Genomic DNA, 17,374 nt, shown 5'->3' on the forward strand with positions numbered 1-17,374 from the left:
GGCGGCGCTGCTATCAACGAGGCCCACGTTGGGAGAACATAATGTCCGATCATGCTGTGATCTATGCCGGCTGCGAATGCGGCGGCGAGCGTTACGCGGTCCCTTTGCAGGGCCGAGATCTTGAGTCATTGCGCTTCACGTGTCCCCACTGTGGCTTGGTGGAATCGTTTGGCACCGAGCAGATCGCAGCGCTGAAAAATCATTTCGGCGACGCTGTCGGCCCGCTCAGCTCAGGCTTTCAGGCGAGACTCGAAGCTGAGGTACGTCAACCTCACTAGGAGACCGGGTCAACGAGTTTGGCCTCGCCGCCGTGTCTCCTATCGGTATGTGAGCGCCAATCGAGTAGCTCCACTCGACTAGGCCGGGCGCTGGGTAGCCTACGGCGCCCGGCCACATTCAGCGCGTTGCTTTGTTTGCCGCCAGAAGCGCTTGATTGCCGACAAGCCCGCTAGCTTGGCGATCGACAGATTTTGCTTGAACGATAGTCGCGCTCCCTGCCCGGAGGCTTGCTGAGCGGGATGAATATCGCAACCTCGAACGGGTCGCCGGTGGTGAGCCCGCCGACGACCCTGACCACCATTGCGGATTAGGAGGCGCTAAGTGGCTTTGGCCAAGATAGTGCCTGCCAACAAACTCGCTACCTAAAAAAGAAACCCCCGCCGAAGCGAGGGTTGGGGTTAGGTGCGCCGGGACAACAGGTCGCTCAAGAAGCCCCCGCGGCACTCCTTCGAGCACGGCGTCGCAGTGATCGCTAGGTCATTGGATGTCAATTAGATAACTGGCCGTTGCGCCGGAGGGCGATTCGATTGGGCGCTGCGCTCATGCTCTGCGACCGGCCGATGTCGTGCTCGCCCTACGATCCCCTGAAGTATCGGATGTCAGCCGCCGGAATGTCGACAAAGGCCGTCGCCCTACTCGCGCCGCCCAAGGTTGGCGGCCAGTTCGACCAATCATCAGGGCGCTTCCGCCCGCCCGCGTCGCTTTCATCCAAATTGGAGGCATTGCCGCTTGTGAGAAAGCGGGTTGGTGGTTTGATCACAGTTCGCGCGTGAGGGGCACGCGCTGGGGGGCCAATCATGAAACAAGCTATCGCGCTTCTTGCGCTGTCGGCAGCCGTGCCGGCTTTCGCTCAAAACGCAGCCGTCGTGGCGCAGCCTGCCGCGCCCGCCCAGGTCGCCGTCATCCAGCCGAACACCACGGACAACGTTCTCCGTGCCGGTAACGAGATCCCGCTCATCATCCGCGAGGAACTGACCACCAAGAAGAAACAGCTCCGCGTCGGGCAGCGCATCCAGATGGAAGTCTCGGCGAACGTGACGCAGAACGGGGTGACCGTAATTCCCGCTGGCACACCTGCGGTCGGTGAGATCACCGAAGTGCGCAACAAGGGCATGTGGGGCAAGTCGGGTTACATCGGGGCTCGCGTGCTCTCGTTGCGCCTGGGCGACCGCCACGTGCGCCTGACAGGCACATTCGACGACAAGGGTGTGACCGGCACTGGCGGCGTCGTCGCAGCTGTCGCCTTCATCCCGGTCGCTGGGTTCTTTACCACCGGCACCAGCGCCTACATCGCCAGCGGCTCGGCTACGAAGGGCTTCTTGGACGAGGATATCGTGTTCCGTACCGTCGCGCCCGTACAGGTCTTGGAGGTGCCCGCCGCTGCGCCCGCTCCAGTGGCCGCAGGGGTGATCCCCGCCGCCGTCACGACGAAACCGTGAGCGACAAGGGAACGGCAGCCAGCCGGCGTTATATGATCGCTGGCTTGCTCGCTCTCGTGCTTGTGCCAGGGGAAGCAGAGGCCAAGCGGAGATCATCCTCCAAGAGGCGGTCTAGCGGGCGGCGTCGATCAAGCGGCGGGTCAGCCAGCTACTTCTCGTCATCAAGCGCCGACGTGTCTTTCAGCAGTTGCGCAGATGCTCGGGCCAACGGCTATCGTCGTATGCGATCCGGTGATCCGGGCTATAGTAGGCGCTTGGATCGCGACGGCGACGGGATCGCCTGCGAGTGAAATGGCTGTTTCTCTATGTCATCTTCGACGTCTTGGTCGGTGGGCTACAGCCGAAGGTTGTCATGCGCCAAGCTTTCGACAACGAGCCAGCCTGCAATGCATTCGGACGGGAAATCGAGCGCGAGATCGGATATAAGGACAATTCGCTCAAGAGCTTCTCGACCTGTATCCCAGAGAGCGCATTTCAGGATCGTGGCTTGAAAGCTGATCGAGTAGACGGAAGAAATTGATCTCAGCTATCATTGCAGCCGTGATCGTCCCTGCGGGTCAGGCGTTCGCTTGCACTCCTACAGCAGTCTATGACGGTGACGGCCCGATCTGGTGCGCTGAAGGGCCGCGCATACGCCTCGCTGGCATTGCCGCGAGAGAGATGGATGGGAGATGCCGAACCAACCAACCCTGCCCCGCGGTCAGCGCCGAGCGGTCACGTGACGAGTTGGTGAGGCTGGTCGGCGTTCCAATCGGCCGAGGCCGTGAAGGTCATGTGCTGGTGCGCGGACCAACAATGCGCTGTCAGTCGGAAGGTTCGGCCGGCGGATCAAGGACGGCGGCTTGGTGCGTGTCTCCTCGCGGTGGAGATCTGAGCTGCGCTATCGTGCGAGGTGGCTGGGCGCTTCGCTGGGAGCTATATTGGAAACGCCACCTCTGCGCGGCCGATTAGGCTGCATGGGCATCCCACCGAACTGGATATCAATCTGACTCGACTCGCTTGAATAGGTCGCGTGGCCGCATTTGGTTTTCTGCCTCCAAATGCCGACGATCGGGCCCCCGACTAAGCCTTCCCGGATGTAATGAACGACCGGCCGCTTTCAAGGACACCGCACCGTTGCTTGAACGGCGGCAATGTCGGCGACCGCCGCCCTGCCCCCGGTCTCGGCGCGTAGCGCCGCTCCCCGACCAGCTCTCGACGCTCGCCAGTGGGAGGATGACCGTCGGGATCTGACAGAAGCCGACGTGCGAACCGTGAACCCTGCCGATCCGTAGTTGCGCCAGCTGCACACCGGGTTATGATCGGCGTATGAAGTTCATCACTCTCAATCGCGCGTTCGCCTTCCCGCTGATCTGAGCGGGCCGGGTTCGGCTCCATTGGCGGCATTGCCGCCCGATGATCCACGCCTTTTTGAGAGACTTTATGCCAAACCAATCAGATCCTGCGCTGAGCGCAGATGACATTGCCGCGTTCGTGCGCGACGGCTTCATCCGTATCGACGAGGCCTTCGGCGAAGATACAGCGGTACAAGCGCGCGAAATCTTGTGGGAAGCCACCGGCTGCGATCCCGACGATCGTTCAACATGGACCCGGCCGGTCGTGCGACTGGACCAATTCAGCCATGCCCCGTTTCGGGAGGCAGCAAATACGCCGAAGTTGTGTGCGGCATTCGATCAGCTTGTCGGTGCTGGCCGCTGGTGTCCTCGTGGAACCCTTGGCACTTTTCCAATTCGCTTTCCCTCTCAAGAGTCGGTCGGCGACGATGGTTGGCACATTGATGTTAGCTTTGGATACGAACACCCGGACTTCATGGAGTGGCGCGCCAATGTCAGCAGCAAGGGGCGAGCCTTGCTTATGCTGTTCCTTTTTTCAGATGTTGGTGTCGATGATGCGCCGACCCGCATCCGCGTGGGCTCTCATGCTGATATCGCAAGGCAACTCGCCCCCGCAGGCGAAGCTGGCCTGACCCTTCGCGAGCTTGCCGCAGATGGTTTCGCCAGCTCGGCGGAGAGGCGGGAGGAATTGGCCTTGGGCAATGCGGGCACGGTATATCTGTGTCATCCGTTTCTCGTGCACGCTGCGCAATTGCATCGGGGAATAGCGCCACGGTTCATGGCGCAACCGCCTTTGATGCCGCGCGAGCCCCTCTCTCTGCATCGGAAGGACGGAGGCTACTCGCCCGTTGAGCAGGCGATCGTGGATGCGATTTCCGACGAGTAGGAAGATTTGGTCGGGCCTTCTGCTTTGAATTCCTGAGGAAAAACAGACACGGCGGAAAACGGGTGGCAAAGCCGCATGGCGGATCTCGACCGCAAGAGGCGACAGCAGACGCTTTTCAGTTTGTCGCTCGAACTGCTACCGGGCACGAATGAAAGTTCTTGTGACCGGTTCGTCTGGCTGGCTTGGCCGGTTCTTGGTGCCCGCGCTCAAAGCGCAAGGGCACGACGTTATTGGAATCGATCCGGTCCCCGCGCCAACTACCGATGTGTTGGGGAGCGTCAGCGACACAACACTTATAGAAGCGCTGTTCGCAAAGCACGGCTTTGAAGGCGTGGTCCACGCTGGTGCTCTGCACAAACCCGATATCGTCCGATACACCAAGCAGCGCTTCGTTGACGTCAATGTCATGGGGACGCTGAACCTCCTCGAAGCCGCGGTTGCTTATGACTCGCGAAGCTTCGTGTTCACTTCGACGACCTCCCTGATGATTACCCAGGCGATCAGAGACGAAGTGTCAGCGAAAGCCATATGGCTGGATGAAAAGGCCGGTCCACTCGAACCCCGCAACATCTATGGCGTAACGAAGCGCTCAGCCGAAGATCTGTGCCGCCTTACCCACGCAGAGAGTCGTCTGCCGATCATCATTCTGCGCACGGCGCGCTTTTTTCCGGAGGACGACGACACGCATCGCGTTCTTACGGGTGAGAATATGAAGGCGAACGAGTTGCTCTTCCGTCGATTGACGGTGGAGGACTGCGTCGATGCGCATATAGCCGCGCTGAACCAATCGCCGACGATAGGTTTTGGTATCTACATCGTTTCGGCTCCCCCGCCGTTTCAACGACAAGACTGCGCTGAACTGAAGGAGCATGCGCCCGCAGTGATTGCACGGTATTTTCCTGACGCCGCGGGCCTATATGCAGCCAAGGGCTGGTCTCTGCCCACAAGCATTGGGCGGATCTACGATCCCTCTGCTATAGAGCGAGATCTCAAGTTCCGCTGCAAAGACGATTTCGGCGCGGTTCTTGCCGCGCTTCGCGGTCAAGAGAAGATGCCTTTCGCGCATAACGCGAGCTACGTCTCACCTAACGAGGTCAATTTGCGCGCCACCGAAAGTAAGGTCTTTTGATCCATTCGGCTGCAGATGGCGGGAGCAGAGGCCGGATGTCGGCTGCTGATGAAACCCACCGTTCGAACGATCACTCTAGAACAGCAAGGTCGCCCAGCCCGTCGGTATCACCAGCCCTTTTTCTCTCGGTGAACAAAGGACCGCTCTCAGGGAGTGGATCGGGCCCGTCGAACGGCGGGTAGGTCGGCGGACGCGGCCGGAAGGACCGCCTTGAGCACCCAATCCTCGCCTTTGAAACCGAGGTTCCACCAACGTTTATGTCGACCAAACATAGATTTCGGAACGTTGCTTTATCAGTTCTGGCTGCCCGTGACCTTGCCAACCAACCAGATGTGAAGAGCATGCACCCCAATCATAGACAACGCCAAAATCAATACGACAGGAACTTCCAACCCCTCCTGTCCAGGATGAGGCTTCAGGAAAGCTGTCGAAAGCACCGCTGCGAGTAGGATGCAGATTGCGACACCGGGGATGACCGAGAGCGCTATCCGGCGAGGCGCAGTCCACGTAACTTCGCCACCGAGGGACCATTGCATCGGCAAACGATCCATATGCTGGAAGCGCCTGTCAGCCTTCCGTGACATTACGACAAGAGCCAGCAACGCCGCTGCTGAGATGACCGAGCTAATCACGACTTCAATCATGCGGATAATATGTCACGTTCGGCACGTTCTTCGCAAACGTAATCCTGCTCTTGGCCGCGAGACGTCGCGCGAATTCTCCGCAAAGAACCAGACCAGCGCCGGTATTCATCCATCATGAACGAATGTCAGAGATTGAGTAGCGAACAAGGACTGTCGGACGGCGGCAATGTTGGCGACTACTTCCCGTCCGTCAAAGCTGCATTGGCCTTCTGCGCCGGCGGGTCGATCAACGTCCCCGATGCCTTTCGCTCTGAATAGCGATCGACCAGTTGCGCCGCGTGCGGACGCATCAGGATCGTGAACCGCACAAGCTCCTCCATCACGTCGACGATGCGATCGTAGTAGCTCGAGGGCTTCATGCGCCCTGCCCCGTCGAACTCGTTGTAGGCCATGGCGACTGACGATTGGTTGGGGATCGTGAACATCCGCATCCAGCGGCCAAGCAGACGCAACGTGTTGACAGCGTTGAACGATTGCGAGCCGCCCGACACCTGCATCACGGCAAGCGTGCGTCCCTGCGTTGGGCGCATTCCTTTCAGTTCCAAAGGCAGATGATCGATCTGCGCCTTCATGATCCCGCTGATCGCCCCATGCCGCTCGGGGCTGCACCAGACCTGCCCTTCGGACCACATCGACAGCTCACGCAGTTCGTGTACTGCCGGGTGGTCGTCACCGGCCACCTGATCCGGCAGCGGAAGATCGGACGGATCGAATATGCGGGTTTCCGCGCCGAAGAGCTGTAGCAGGCGCGCCGCTTCCTCGACCGCGAAACGCGAAAACGAGCGTTCGCGCAGCGAACCGTAGAGCAGCGGGATGCGCGGCGGCGGCAGATCGTCGCCCAGACCTGAACCGGGCCTGGCGACCGCAAAGCGGCCATCCAGCGCGGGCAACAGGTCAGGATCGGAGAGAGTGCGCAGACGTGACATGATAATTCCTGACCTGATCAGCGTGCCGGCGCGGCGCGCTCGTACCAGCCGCGGGTGGATTTCACGATCGAGACCACCGACAGCATGACGGGCACTTCGACTAGCACGCCGACGACGGTGGCCAGGGCAGCACCCGAATTGAGCCCGAACAGCGAGATCGCCGCAGCGACCGCAAGCTCGAAGAAGTTCGACGCGCCGATCAGGGCAGCGGGTGCAGCAACGCACCAGGCGACGCCAAGGCGGCGGGACAGCAGATAGGCGATGCCCGCGTTCAGATAGACCTGAATGAGGATCGGCACGGCGATCAGAGCGATAACGATGGGCTGCCTGACGATCTGCTCGCCCTGAAAGCCGAAGAGCAGAACGAGCGTGGTTAGCAAGGCGACCAAGGATAGCGGGCCGAGCTTGGTCAGCAGACGATCGAGCGAGCGCTGGCCGCCCGATGCCAAGACCGATCGGCGCAGTAGCTGCGCGACGATCACGGGCACGACGATATAGAGGCCGACCGATATCAGTAGCGTCGCCCAAGGCACCGCGACTGACGCAACGCCGAGCAGAAGCGCGACGATCGGCGCGAACAGGACGACCATGAGCAGGTCGTTCAGGGCCACCTGGCTCAGTGTGTAGGTCGGATCGCCGTCGCACAGGTTCGACCAGACGAAGACCATGGCCGTGCAAGGCGCGGCGGCAAGGAGGATCAGGCCGGCAATGTAAGACGAGGATTGGCCGTCCGGCAGGAGAGGCGCGAAGAGCCAGCCGAGGAAAAGGGTCCCCAGCAAGGCCATCGAGAACGGCTTGACCGCCCAATTGACGAAGAGCGTTACGCCGACGCCGCGCCAGTGCTGGCGCACCGAGCCCAGCGCCCCGAAGTCGATCTTGAGCAGCATCGGCACGATCATCAGCCAGATCAGGACCGCGACGACCAGATTGACCTGGGCGACTTCGGCCGAGGCGATAGTCGCAAAGGCGCCCGGCACTGCATGGCCGAGCGCGATGCCGGCAACGATGCAAAGCGCGACCCAGAGCGTGAGCCAACGCTCGAACAGGCCCATCGCCGGCTTGGCGGGTGCGGCTTCGACTGCCGATGCCATGTCAGTTCACGCGCTGCCCGGAAGCATCGATCACCTGCTCGCCGTCTTCCTTGGCAAATGCCCCTCGCTGCGCGTCTGGCAGGATGTCGAGCACCGCTTCCGAGGGACGGCAAAGCTTCACACCCATCGGCGTGACGACGAGCGGGCGATTGATCAGGACCGGGTGCGCCATCATGGCGTCGACGAGCGCTTCATCGCAAAGCGTCTCATCGCCGAGGCCGAGTTCGGCATAGGGCGTGCCTTTCTCGCGCAGGAGTTCTCGGGGTGTCATTCCGGCGGCTTTGATCATCTCCACCAGGAGCGGGCGCGAAGGGGGTGTTTTCAGGTACTCGACGATATGCGGCTCGACGCCGGAGTTGCGGATGAGCGCAAGCGTGTTGCGCGAGGTCCCACAGTCGGGATTGTGGTAGATGACGATCGTGGTCATGGCCGGCCTTTCAGCAGCAGGTGAGTTCGGCGAGCAGCGGCTCGCAAAGATCGGGGCGCCCCTGGCAGCAGTCCTTGGCAAGGAAGAGCATGAGGTCGCGAAAGGCATCGATACTGATGCGCTGGATTTGTTGGCGACCGCGCTTCTCTGACATGACCAGGCCTGCCTTCGCCAGCACGGCGAGATGGGTCGAGAAAGTGCTCTGAGTCAGCCCACTCTCCTCGACCAGTTGCCCCGTCGACAGTCCTTCAGGCTCATGCCGCACGAGAAGGCGGAACGTCGCTAGCCGCACAGGATGCGCGAGCGCGGCCAGCATCGATAGGGCGGAATCGGTTTCCATACATCGGATTTAACCGATGCAATTGAAGGCCGTCAATACGCATCGAATTTTTCCGATACGTTGGTTCAGGTATTCGATTATCCGCTGCCAATAATGGCCTAGACTAAGGCTATCGCCGATGAACGAAGGGCGGATTTCGAGGAGTGCCTGCGGCACCCCGAACGGCTGGAATGTCGGCGAAATAGCGCTTTTCGCAGGGTCGGAGGATTGCTCGAAGAAACCGCAGGCTCTAGCTGCGACCCAGTTGGATAATCTCAATAAGATGGCCATCGGGATCCGATGCGATTGCGGCGAGCACATGATGCTGAGGATTGTCATGGATCGGCACCCTGATTGCGCCGCCGCTCCTGACAACCGAAGCAAGTGCTAGTTCAAGATCGGCGACGACAAATCCGGTCCAGGCCGAGCCGGCTGGGGGACACCGCCGGTTGCGGTATCGCGCCAAAATCAACTTATGGTCGTCTGCGGTGCGCGACAGGATCACTTCGTCCAGCGCGAACTCGTGCGCTTCTGTGGTTACACGGTGTTGCGGCAGCAGGCCGAAGACCTCGCAGTAAAACAGCTCCGCCCGTTCAAGATCCTCCACAACCAGCTTGGTGAAGCCGAATGCCTGTGCCGTCATCGCGGGTGCTTCCTCAATTACCCGGCACCGCGTTGAAAAACGCCATCCCATGTTCTTCGGCGCGAATGTATTCCAGGTAGTGCCCGAGCTCCGGGGCATCGATGTAGATCGCGTCCATGAATCCGGGATTGTACGTCTCGAACACGACCTCGCGACCATCCTCGAGGAACCTCGACTTCATCTGGGACCACGCAGCCTCATCGGGCAAGAGGAAGCCCAGATGATGGAAGCGGATCGCGAAGTCGGCAGTCGGCAGGCGGTTCGTGTAGAAGGCTCCCCCCGGACCGGAAGCGTCGATGATCTCGTACATGGTGCGCCCCGCCCAGGCGAAGGCCACACGGATCTTCCCGCCACCGATCAGATCGCCATCAAGAAAGCTGAACTGGCCCAGGCCAAAGCGCCGGCCCAGAACCTCGCAGGCCCGGTCCAGGTCCGAAGTCACGTAGGCGCACTGGAAATGCTCGTTCCCCGCGAGAAGGCCGCGAAGCCCGGCGAAGGTCGAGGCCCGTTCCAGCGGGGAATTGCCATCGTTCATTGCCGCAGCCTCAGGATGCCGCTCGCTTGCGAAATTCGCGCGGTTGGACGCCGGCCGAGCGGCGGAATGCATAGGTAAAGCTCGCAGGCGAGGAGAAGCCCAGCTCGGCGGAGATGTCGGCAATCGGAAGGTCGCTTTCGATCAGCATCCTGACAGCCCGTTCGATCGTCACTTCGATGATCTTGCAGCCCAGCGTCTTGCCGGTCTCCTCCTTGTAGGCCCGGCTCAATTGCCTGACCGTCATGCCGCAAATGTCCGCCAGCTCGGGCAGTCGCGGGGCCGGAGCATCGGCCGAAATCCGCTCGTGAAGCAGCCGCTGCCGCCAGGGCGCCAGGCCGCCCTTGCGGATCGTCGACTGTGCCGACTGGGACGCCCGAAGACATCTGACGAGCTCGATCCGCAAGGCACTGGCATAGGCTTCAAGGGCTGCCGCCGAGGCGAAATTCTGGTCGCGCAGTTCCTCGTAGATGCGATTGAGAAGCAGACCGATGACCGACATCCGCGGGCGGATATGGGCCTGCCAATCATCGGCGCCGCCGGCGAGAGGTTGGTCGAGCAGGCCTTCGAATTCGTTGCGATCGATGGAGCAATACATCGCCCTCACCTGCCAAGGCGGGAGAAGCATGCGATAGTCGTCTCCGGGGTTCATCAGCTCAATGCGCTCGAGCTTTCGACGATGCTCGCGGCCGAAGTGATCCGTCTTGTAGAGGAACCCGTTCACGGGTCTGGGAGAAAGCGCGAGGTTGAACGAGATGCGGTCATCGAGCTGACGCAACCGGACATCGACCGGAGACGTCCAGCTGAACTTTCCGACCTCGATCAGCCCGCAATCGAGAACCACCTGCCGCTCGATGTCGTAATTGATCGTCGTTGCCGCCAGCGCCTCTACCGACGGTGACGGATGCGCCAGTTCGCTTGGCATGTTCTGCATCGCTCTCCCCTTCCGAGACTGCGCCATTGCGCCAAGTCCGCTGGCCTTCTCAGCTCAGTCTCTCGCCCCCGCCAGGCCACGACAGGCACGCTTTTTCAGGTCCGGGGCCGGCCATCTGGCGAGCCTTGCGCCACGAATCCGGTCATCCAATCCAGCCTTGGGGCGCCATCATATCGCGAATCCTCGCATCTCACTTGCGATATTCGGACATTTTTCGCCGCAAGAGCCGGCCGCCTCTGTCCTTATCCTACACCGCCCCACTATGGAAAGTGAAGACTATCTAACACACCCAGACGCAAGAGCGTCGGGCCATGGGGAGGAAGACGTGAAAGCTCAGAAAATCATCGCGATCATGCAGGGCGTCGTCATCGGCGCGGGCCTCGCCTCGCCGGTTTTCGCACAGGACGTGGGGAGCGATTCGAGCAACGCAGACATAGTCGTGACCGCCCGGCGCGTCGAGGAGCGCCTCCAGGACGTTCCGATCTCGATCACGGTGTTGAGCCAGGAGCAATTGGCGAACCGCAATGTGGTCAACGCGCTCGATCTCGTGAACTACACGCCCTCGCTGTCCGCCAACAGCAACTTCGGCGCGGACAACACCAACTTCTCGCTGCGCGGTTTCATCCAGGACATAGGCACGCCGCCCTCGGTCGGTGTCTATTTCGCGGACGTGGTGGCGCCGCGCGCGGCATCGATCGGCGTTCTCATGGGTGACGGCGCCGGCCCCGGCAACTTCTTCGATCTGCAGAACATCCAGGTCCTGAAGGGCCCCCAGGGCACTCTCTTCGGACGCAACACCACGGGCGGCGCGGTCCTCTTCGTACCGCAAAAGCCGACCCACGACCTCGAAGGCTATGTCGAGGGCAGCATCGGCAACTACGACATGAAGCGCGTGCAGGCCGTGCTGAACCTGCCGCTGGCCGATACGTTGCGTGTTCGCCTCGCGGTCGATCGGCAGAAGCGAGATGGATATCTCAAGAACGATTCCGGCATCGGGCCCAAGAATCTGGCCGACGTCGATTACCTTGCCGTGCGCGGCAGTCTGGTCGCGGACCTGACGCCCGATCTCGAGAACTACACCATCTTCTCGTATCTTCATTCGGACAACAACGGCACCATCCAGCGCCTCATCGCCTGCGACGCGGCCGGGCAACTGGGCTCGCTCGCCTGCCCCCAGATCGCCGCCGCCAATGCCCGCGGCGCCGGTTTCTATACGGTTCAGAACGGCGTGACCTCGCCGCGCTCGCGGATCGACCAGTGGCAGGTCGTCAATACGACCACCTGGCGCGCCAGCGACAACCTGACGATCAAGAACATCGCCAGCTATGCGGAACTGCGCAACAACCTCAGGATCTCCTACGGTGGCAGCCTGTTCACCCTGGCACCGGGTCAGAACGTCCTGTTCTCGACAGTCCAGTCGCCCCCCGGCTACGACATGGGCAGCCAGTCGACCTTCGTCGAGGAATTGCAGATCCAGGGCAGCGCAATGGGTGAGCGCCTCACTTTCCAGGCCGGCGGCTACTACGAGACGAGCAAGCCGCTTGGCGAGACGATCAATGCATCGCCCGTCCTGCTATCCTGCGCCAACGGCTCCTCGGATGGGTTCCAGTGCACCGATTTGCTTGGCATCGGTTTCAGCGCCCAGTCGAACTTCGCCTTTCCCGTGAAGGTCGGCAACATACAGTGGGTCCGCAATCGCACGAGCTTCCAGAACGTCGGCGCCTATGCCCAGGCCAATCTCAACCTGACGCAGCGCCTGAAGCTGACCGCGGGTCTGCGCTATACCTGGGACGAGCAGCAGACGAGGAACGAGCTCCTGAGCTTCACCTTCCCGGTGACGCCGCCCTTCACTGGTCCGGTCGAGCGCACCTGCACGGACGCAGCTTCGGCTCCGAGTTGCATCATCACGGCCAAGCAGTCGTCGAACAAGCCGACTTGGCTCGTCAGCCTCGACTACAAGCCCGTCGATGAGCTGATGGTCTATGCGAAGTATGCGCGCGGCTACCGTGCCGGCGGGATCTTCCCGACGTCGCCGTCAAACTACCGTGTGTTCAATCCGGAAAAAGTCGATTCCTACGAAGCCGGCCTCAAGGCTACCTTCAACGGAGCGGTACGAGGCTATTTCAACCTCTCGGCCTTCTACAACAACTTCTCCAACCAGCAGATCCAGGTCGGCTTCAACGCGGCGCCGGGTCGCAGCCTCTCGCCGACCACCGGCATCGTAAATGCCGGCCGATCGCGCATCTACGGCGCCGAAGTGGAGGCGTCGGTATCTCCCTTCGCGGGCTTCACGCTCGACGGCAGCTACACCTACCTCAACGCAACGATCCGCGAGATCGAGACCCTGGTGTCCAGCGACCCCAACTACGTCGTCAGCGCGCAGGTGCGGCCTGGCGATCCGCTTCTGCTCTCACCCAAGCACCAGGCCACCGTCACGGCGAGCTACACCTTGCCCCTCGACCTCAGCATCGGGAAAATCACCTTCGGTGCCACCTACTCGTACATCGGCAAGCAGCTTTCCTCGTACGACTTCAACAACCCTGCGCTGCTGGCGGCCTACGGCTCGAACCTGGGCGAACTGGGCGAGCGCAATCTCGTCAATCTCAACCTGTCCTGGAATTCGGTGCTCGGCTCGCCGATCGACGTTGCCGCCTTTGCGACGAACGTGACGAACCAGAAGTACTACAGCTTCGTCCCCTCGTTCGGAAGCCTTGGTTTCTATGTCGCGACCTTGGGTACGCCGCGGATGTATGGCCTGCGCCTTCGCTACCGTTTCGGACGCTGATTTCTTCGACAGCGGTGGGCGGCATGGCCGATCGTCCTGCCGCCCACAGCCCGGCGAAACCTTCGCCAATCCCTTGCTTGTGCCTATCGCAAGATTCGAGATTTGCTCTAGATCGGCGCGCGGGGTGCGAGAGGAGGCTTCAATTCCGGCAGTGCCAGTTCCTCACCGGGTGGAGACGAGCTACGCGTTCGCCGGCGGCCTCGTGGAAGTACGCCGATACTTCTGGACCGAGCCACTCGAGCAGACCGTCTTCGCGATGGACGACGCTCTGGTCATCAACATGGCCCTGACCTCGCGCCCCGCGCATACGCGCGTCGAGCGAATCCTCCAGGGTGACGAGGATTCGCAGATCGGCGAGGCAGGACGCCTCCTGGTCATGATACCGCGCGCGCCCTACCATCTGGTCGCTCCGAGCGGCACATTGCGGTCTCTCCACTGTGCGATCGATTGCGAGCGGTTCGAGCAGCTCGCGGGAGAGAAAATCGACTGGTCCGCGCTCGGTCCCTTCAGCGGCGAGTGGCGCAGCGGCCTTGGCATCGAAACGCAGATGGCCCGCATACACGAGGAACTCATTCGCGGCGGTCTCGGCCGCGAGATGGTGATCAAGGCCTGCATCGACATCATCTGCGTCGAGCTCAGCCGGCAGTTTCGGCGGGGTCGCCCTGCCCGGCCGGATGTCCTGGCGGGCGTCCTCGCCACCTGGCGCATGCGCTCGATCATGACCCGTATCCAGCAGCCCGGACCGGCACCGCGCGTCACCGAACTTGCCGACATTTGCGGACTGACCGAACGGCAATTGAGCCGCGCCTTCAAGGCCGAGACCGGACAGACCATCGGACGCTTCATCGAGGAAGTCACCATGGAGCGCGCGCATCGCCTTCTGATGACCACCGAAAAACCGCTGGGGGAGGTTGCCCGCGAATTGGGGTTCGCCAGTTCGGACAGCTTCGCCCAGTCCTATCGCCGTCATACGGGCACTTCGCCCAGCAAGGTGCGACGGCGATGAACGAAGTCCGCTAAATTAGGCGAACTCGATAAATTCAGACATATTCATAGCCCGCCATATTGCAGGCAGTCGAATTTACCGAGATTACACTCGTGATTTCCAGACATCGCCAGCCAGTCAAACTCGACGAGGCTGGCGGCTGGATGTTTGCGGGAGAGACGATGTGACGGCCTTGATGGAACGCAAACCGAGCCGGCAAGGCCATGCGCTCTTGGGGCGCGAGCATTCGCACTCGGCCTGGGTGACCAACGATATGGACCGAGCGATAGGGATCTTCTCGGACCGTTACGGCATCAAGGACTTCCAGTTCATCGAAGGCCCCATGCCCAGCGGCGGACAGATCAGGGTCGCGTTCGCCTGGGCGGGCGGCCAGGTCCTCGAGATCATCGCAGCGAGTGGCCCGGGCACGGAATTCTACAATGCCACGCTGCCCGCCGACGAGTTCGCGATCCGCTTCCATCATCTCGGCTTCGTCGTTCACGACGAGGCCGGCTGGCGAGAACTCGAAGCCGACCTCGCCGCTGGCAAATGGCCGATCGCGCACCAGACGCTGACCGGCAATTTCATCGACGCATATTACATCGAGGCGCCTGAACTCGGGCACTACCTCGAATACGTTCGCCCCTTGCAGGCGGGGATCGATTTCTACGCGAGCGTGCCCGCGAATTGACCGGATAGAGTGATGATCACCGCAACCACCGAAGTTCCCCCGCACGTCCCCAAGGATCGTGTCTGGGATCACAACCTGGCCGCGTTCCTGCAGGGGGGCGACGATCCCTTCGTAACGGCCGGCCGCCTGCACGATGGTCCCGGAGCGATCTGGGTGCCGACCGCAGCCCATGGAGGGCCTGCCTGGGTACTCACCCAGCATGCGCTGATCGAGAAGGGCTTCGCGGACTGGGAGATGTTCTCGAGCAAGCGCGGGGCCAACGCCGCAGTCATGGACTCGAGCTGGCTCCTGCTCCCCGTCGAGGCTGATCGCCCGGAGCATCGCCACTACCGCAATGTCCTGAACCCGCTTTTCACGCCGGCGGCGATGAAGAACCGGAACTCGGCGGTTCAGGACCTGTGCGATCAGCTCATCGATAGCTTCGTCGATCGCGGTTCGTGCGAATTCGTGTCCGAGTTCGCGGCTATCCTGCCCAACGCCATCGTCATCTCGCTGCTGGGCCTGCCCGCCGAGGCCCTGCCCCAGTTTCTCGCCTGGGAAGAAGAGATCATCCACGGCGCCACGCCCGAATCCAGCTTCGCCGCGGGCCAAGCCATCATCGACTATCTCAAGCAGCACATCGCCAGCGAGCAAGCGCGCCCGCAGGCTTCGACAGACGTGATGCAGGCGATCCTCACGGGTCGGTTCGCCGACCGGGCGCTCAACGAGGCGGAGATCCTCGGGATCGTCTACCTGCTGTTCGTTGCCGGGCTCGACACGGTCACCTCGACGCTGGGCTGGATCATGCGATATCTGGCGATCGACCAGAAGCTGCAGACGCGGCTGCGCGAAAATCCGCACGACATACCCGCGGCCATCGAGGAGTTCAGCCGGGCCTATGGCGTGAGCGCGCCTTCGCGCACTGTCGCTCGCGATGTCGAATTCGATGGCGTGACGATGAAGGCCGGCGATCCCGTCCTTCTGCCCACCATGCTGGCGGGACGCGATCCGCGCGTTTGGGACAATCCGCACGTGATCGACATCGACCGCAGGCCTCGGCACGTGACCTTCGGCACTGGCCCGCATGTGTGCCTGGGCGTCCATCTCGCCAAGCGCGAGATGCGGATCATGCTCGAAGCTTTCCTCGGACGCATGCGCAACATCCGCCTGCCTGAGGGCGGGCGCTACGAATACCACACGACGAACACCATCGGCATCGATGTGCTGGATCTCGAATGGGACCCCGCCTGACCAAGACGTAAAACGGGAGATAAGGAAGATGAAGACCCTGATTGTCGGCGGCGCCGGCTTTGTCGGAAGCGCGACCTCGCTCCACCTGCACGACGCAGGCCACGAGGTGACCATCATGTCGCGCTCGAAGCCTCGTCCTGGATCGCGCCTCGATGAGCTCCCCTTCATTGCCGGAAACTACATCGACGACGATTTCAGCGACGGCCGGGTGCTCGAAGGCTTCGACTGGCTCGTCTTCTGCGCCGGCAGCGACATGGGCAACTACTCCGAAGGCACTACGGCTTCGCAAGCGGACTTCTTCGAAAAGGCCAACATCGTCGCCCTCCCCCGCTTCTTCGAAGCTGCAAAGAAGGCCGGCATCAGCCGCAGCGTCTACATGGGCAGCTTCTATTCCTTCGTCGCGCCGCAGGTGATGGACCGCATCCCCTACGTTCGCTCGCGCGACATCTCGGACAATGCCATCCGAGCGCTGAGCTCGCCGAATTTCAATGTCTGCTCGGCGGCGCTGCCCTGGATCGTCGGTCACACGCCCGGCGTCCCGGTCCAGCACTGGCACGCCCTCGCCCTGCTCGCGCAAGGCAAGCTCGCCGGCGTTCCCGAGAGCGCGCCGGTCGGCGGCGCGAACTTCATGTCGAGCCACGCGATCGCGCAATGCATGTTGGGCGGTCTCGAGCGGGGCGAGTCCGGCAAGGCCTACATGATCGGCGACGAGAACCTCAGCTGGAAGGAATTCTTCGAGCTCTGGTTCGAGGCAGCCGGGCGCCCTCGCGACCTGTCCACCGCACGCGGTAACGCTCTCGTTCCCGATTACGTCCTTTCCTACCTCGAATTCGGCGGCACGAACTATGAGCCCTCGGCCGAGGACACGGCGCTGCTCGGCTACGACCGCGGGACGCTCCGCCAGACCGTCAAGGACAGCTTCGCTTACTACGCGGGCCTTGCTGAACCGGTCGCATAGCAAGCGCGGCAAAAGCCGCCATCCAAACTCAACAACCAAAATGTCTCGCGGCACATGGGGCCGCGAGACGGAGAGCCGTGCTCGTCGCGGCGCCGGAGGGGAAGTCATGCCTGTTTCAAAGAAATCGCCGTATTGCCGCAGG

Annotated in this window: 20 protein-coding genes; 12 read left to right on the forward strand and 8 right to left on the reverse strand. The window is 61.8% G+C overall.

The window, feature by feature from the left end:
• Positions 1-41 precede the first annotated feature (41 nt).
• The 7 genes from OLX23_RS21030 to OLX23_RS21060 all read left to right on the forward strand — a co-directional run bounded on the left by OLX23_RS21030 (position 42) and on the right by OLX23_RS21060 (position 5,067).
• Positions 42-278: a hypothetical protein gene (locus OLX23_RS21030; protein WP_264447121.1), complete on the forward strand. Its 237-nt coding sequence runs from the start codon at positions 42-44 to the stop codon at positions 276-278.
• Between the two features lie 798 nt (positions 279-1,076).
• Complete coding sequence (locus OLX23_RS21035; protein ID WP_264447122.1) at positions 1,077-1,718, forward strand: hypothetical protein; 642 nt, start codon at positions 1,077-1,079, stop codon at positions 1,716-1,718.
• Between the two features lie 221 nt (positions 1,719-1,939).
• Positions 1,940-2,008: an excalibur calcium-binding domain-containing protein gene (locus tag OLX23_RS21040; protein WP_264447274.1), complete on the forward strand. Its 69-nt coding sequence runs from the start codon at positions 1,940-1,942 to the stop codon at positions 2,006-2,008.
• Positions 2,005-2,238 (forward strand): hypothetical protein, encoded by a 234-nt coding sequence (locus OLX23_RS21045; protein ID WP_264447123.1) that lies wholly within the window; start codon positions 2,005-2,007, stop codon positions 2,236-2,238. Before OLX23_RS21040 ends, OLX23_RS21045 begins: the two co-directional genes overlap by 4 nt.
• Positions 2,238-2,669 carry a hypothetical protein gene (locus tag OLX23_RS25850; RefSeq protein WP_264447276.1) on the forward strand — a complete coding sequence of 144 codons (432 nt, stop codon included), beginning with the start codon at positions 2,238-2,240 and terminating at the stop codon, positions 2,667-2,669. Before OLX23_RS21045 ends, OLX23_RS25850 begins: the two co-directional genes overlap by 1 nt.
• A 444-nt stretch (positions 2,670-3,113) precedes the next feature.
• Positions 3,114-3,938, forward strand: a complete 825-nt coding sequence (locus tag OLX23_RS21055) for a phytanoyl-CoA dioxygenase family protein (protein WP_264447124.1) — start codon at positions 3,114-3,116, stop codon at positions 3,936-3,938.
• Between the two features lie 148 nt (positions 3,939-4,086).
• Complete coding sequence (locus OLX23_RS21060; RefSeq protein WP_264447125.1) at positions 4,087-5,067, forward strand: NAD-dependent epimerase/dehydratase family protein; 981 nt, start codon at positions 4,087-4,089, stop codon at positions 5,065-5,067.
• Positions 5,068-5,360: 293 nt separating this feature from the next.
• Here the strand turns inward: OLX23_RS21060 and OLX23_RS21065 are convergent, their stop codons facing one another.
• The 8 genes from OLX23_RS21065 to OLX23_RS21100 form a co-directional block, all read right to left on the reverse strand.
• Positions 5,361-5,711, reverse strand: coding sequence for a hypothetical protein (locus tag OLX23_RS21065; RefSeq protein ID WP_264447126.1), 351 nt, complete (start codon positions 5,709-5,711; stop codon positions 5,361-5,363).
• A gap of 176 nt (positions 5,712-5,887) precedes the next feature.
• Positions 5,888-6,637, reverse strand: a complete 750-nt coding sequence (gene arsH, locus OLX23_RS21070) for an arsenical resistance protein ArsH (RefSeq protein WP_264447127.1) — start codon at positions 6,635-6,637, stop codon at positions 5,888-5,890.
• Between the two features lie 17 nt (positions 6,638-6,654).
• On the reverse strand, positions 6,655-7,728 hold the full coding sequence (gene arsB / locus OLX23_RS21075; RefSeq protein WP_264447129.1) for an ACR3 family arsenite efflux transporter: 1,074 nt from the start codon (positions 7,726-7,728) through the stop codon (positions 6,655-6,657).
• A gap of 1 nt (position 7,729) precedes the next feature.
• On the reverse strand, positions 7,730-8,155 hold the full coding sequence (gene arsC, locus OLX23_RS21080) for an arsenate reductase (glutaredoxin) (protein ID WP_264447130.1): 426 nt from the start codon (positions 8,153-8,155) through the stop codon (positions 7,730-7,732).
• Between the two features lie 10 nt (positions 8,156-8,165).
• The gene (locus tag OLX23_RS21085) at positions 8,166-8,495 is read right to left on the reverse strand and encodes an ArsR/SmtB family transcription factor (protein WP_264447131.1); all 330 of its coding nucleotides are present in this window, start codon (positions 8,493-8,495) and stop codon (positions 8,166-8,168) included.
• Positions 8,496-8,724: 229 nt separating this feature from the next.
• Positions 8,725-9,117, reverse strand: a complete 393-nt coding sequence (locus tag OLX23_RS21090) for a VOC family protein (protein WP_264447132.1) — start codon at positions 9,115-9,117, stop codon at positions 8,725-8,727.
• A gap of 13 nt (positions 9,118-9,130) precedes the next feature.
• Complete coding sequence (locus OLX23_RS21095) at positions 9,131-9,652, reverse strand: VOC family protein (RefSeq protein ID WP_264447133.1); 522 nt, start codon at positions 9,650-9,652, stop codon at positions 9,131-9,133.
• A 10-nt stretch (positions 9,653-9,662) separates the two neighbouring features.
• Positions 9,663-10,583, reverse strand: a complete 921-nt coding sequence (locus tag OLX23_RS21100) for a helix-turn-helix domain-containing protein (protein WP_264447134.1) — start codon at positions 10,581-10,583, stop codon at positions 9,663-9,665.
• 325 nt (positions 10,584-10,908) lie between these two features.
• Between OLX23_RS21100 and OLX23_RS21105 the strand changes: the two genes are divergently transcribed.
• The 5 genes from OLX23_RS21105 to OLX23_RS21125 all read left to right on the forward strand — a co-directional run bounded on the left by OLX23_RS21105 (position 10,909) and on the right by OLX23_RS21125 (position 17,232).
• Positions 10,909-13,368: a TonB-dependent receptor gene (locus OLX23_RS21105; protein ID WP_264447135.1), complete on the forward strand. Its 2,460-nt coding sequence runs from the start codon at positions 10,909-10,911 to the stop codon at positions 13,366-13,368.
• Positions 13,334-14,374: a helix-turn-helix domain-containing protein gene (locus OLX23_RS21110; protein WP_264447136.1), complete on the forward strand. Its 1,041-nt coding sequence runs from the start codon at positions 13,334-13,336 to the stop codon at positions 14,372-14,374. Before OLX23_RS21105 ends, OLX23_RS21110 begins: the two co-directional genes overlap by 35 nt.
• Before the next feature lie 175 nt (positions 14,375-14,549).
• Positions 14,550-15,044 carry a hypothetical protein gene (locus OLX23_RS21115; RefSeq protein WP_264447138.1) on the forward strand — a complete coding sequence of 165 codons (495 nt, stop codon included), beginning with the start codon at positions 14,550-14,552 and terminating at the stop codon, positions 15,042-15,044.
• A gap of 12 nt (positions 15,045-15,056) precedes the next feature.
• Positions 15,057-16,274 carry a cytochrome P450 gene (locus OLX23_RS21120; RefSeq protein WP_264447140.1) on the forward strand — a complete coding sequence of 406 codons (1,218 nt, stop codon included), beginning with the start codon at positions 15,057-15,059 and terminating at the stop codon, positions 16,272-16,274.
• Positions 16,275-16,302: 28 nt separating this feature from the next.
• Complete coding sequence (locus tag OLX23_RS21125) at positions 16,303-17,232, forward strand: NAD-dependent epimerase/dehydratase family protein (RefSeq protein ID WP_264447142.1); 930 nt, start codon at positions 16,303-16,305, stop codon at positions 17,230-17,232.
• Positions 17,233-17,374: the final 142 nt, after the last annotated feature.

The sequence above is a fragment of the Novosphingobium sp. JCM 18896 genome (assembly GCF_025938095.1).
Lineage (GTDB): Bacteria > Pseudomonadota > Alphaproteobacteria > Sphingomonadales > Sphingomonadaceae > Novosphingobium.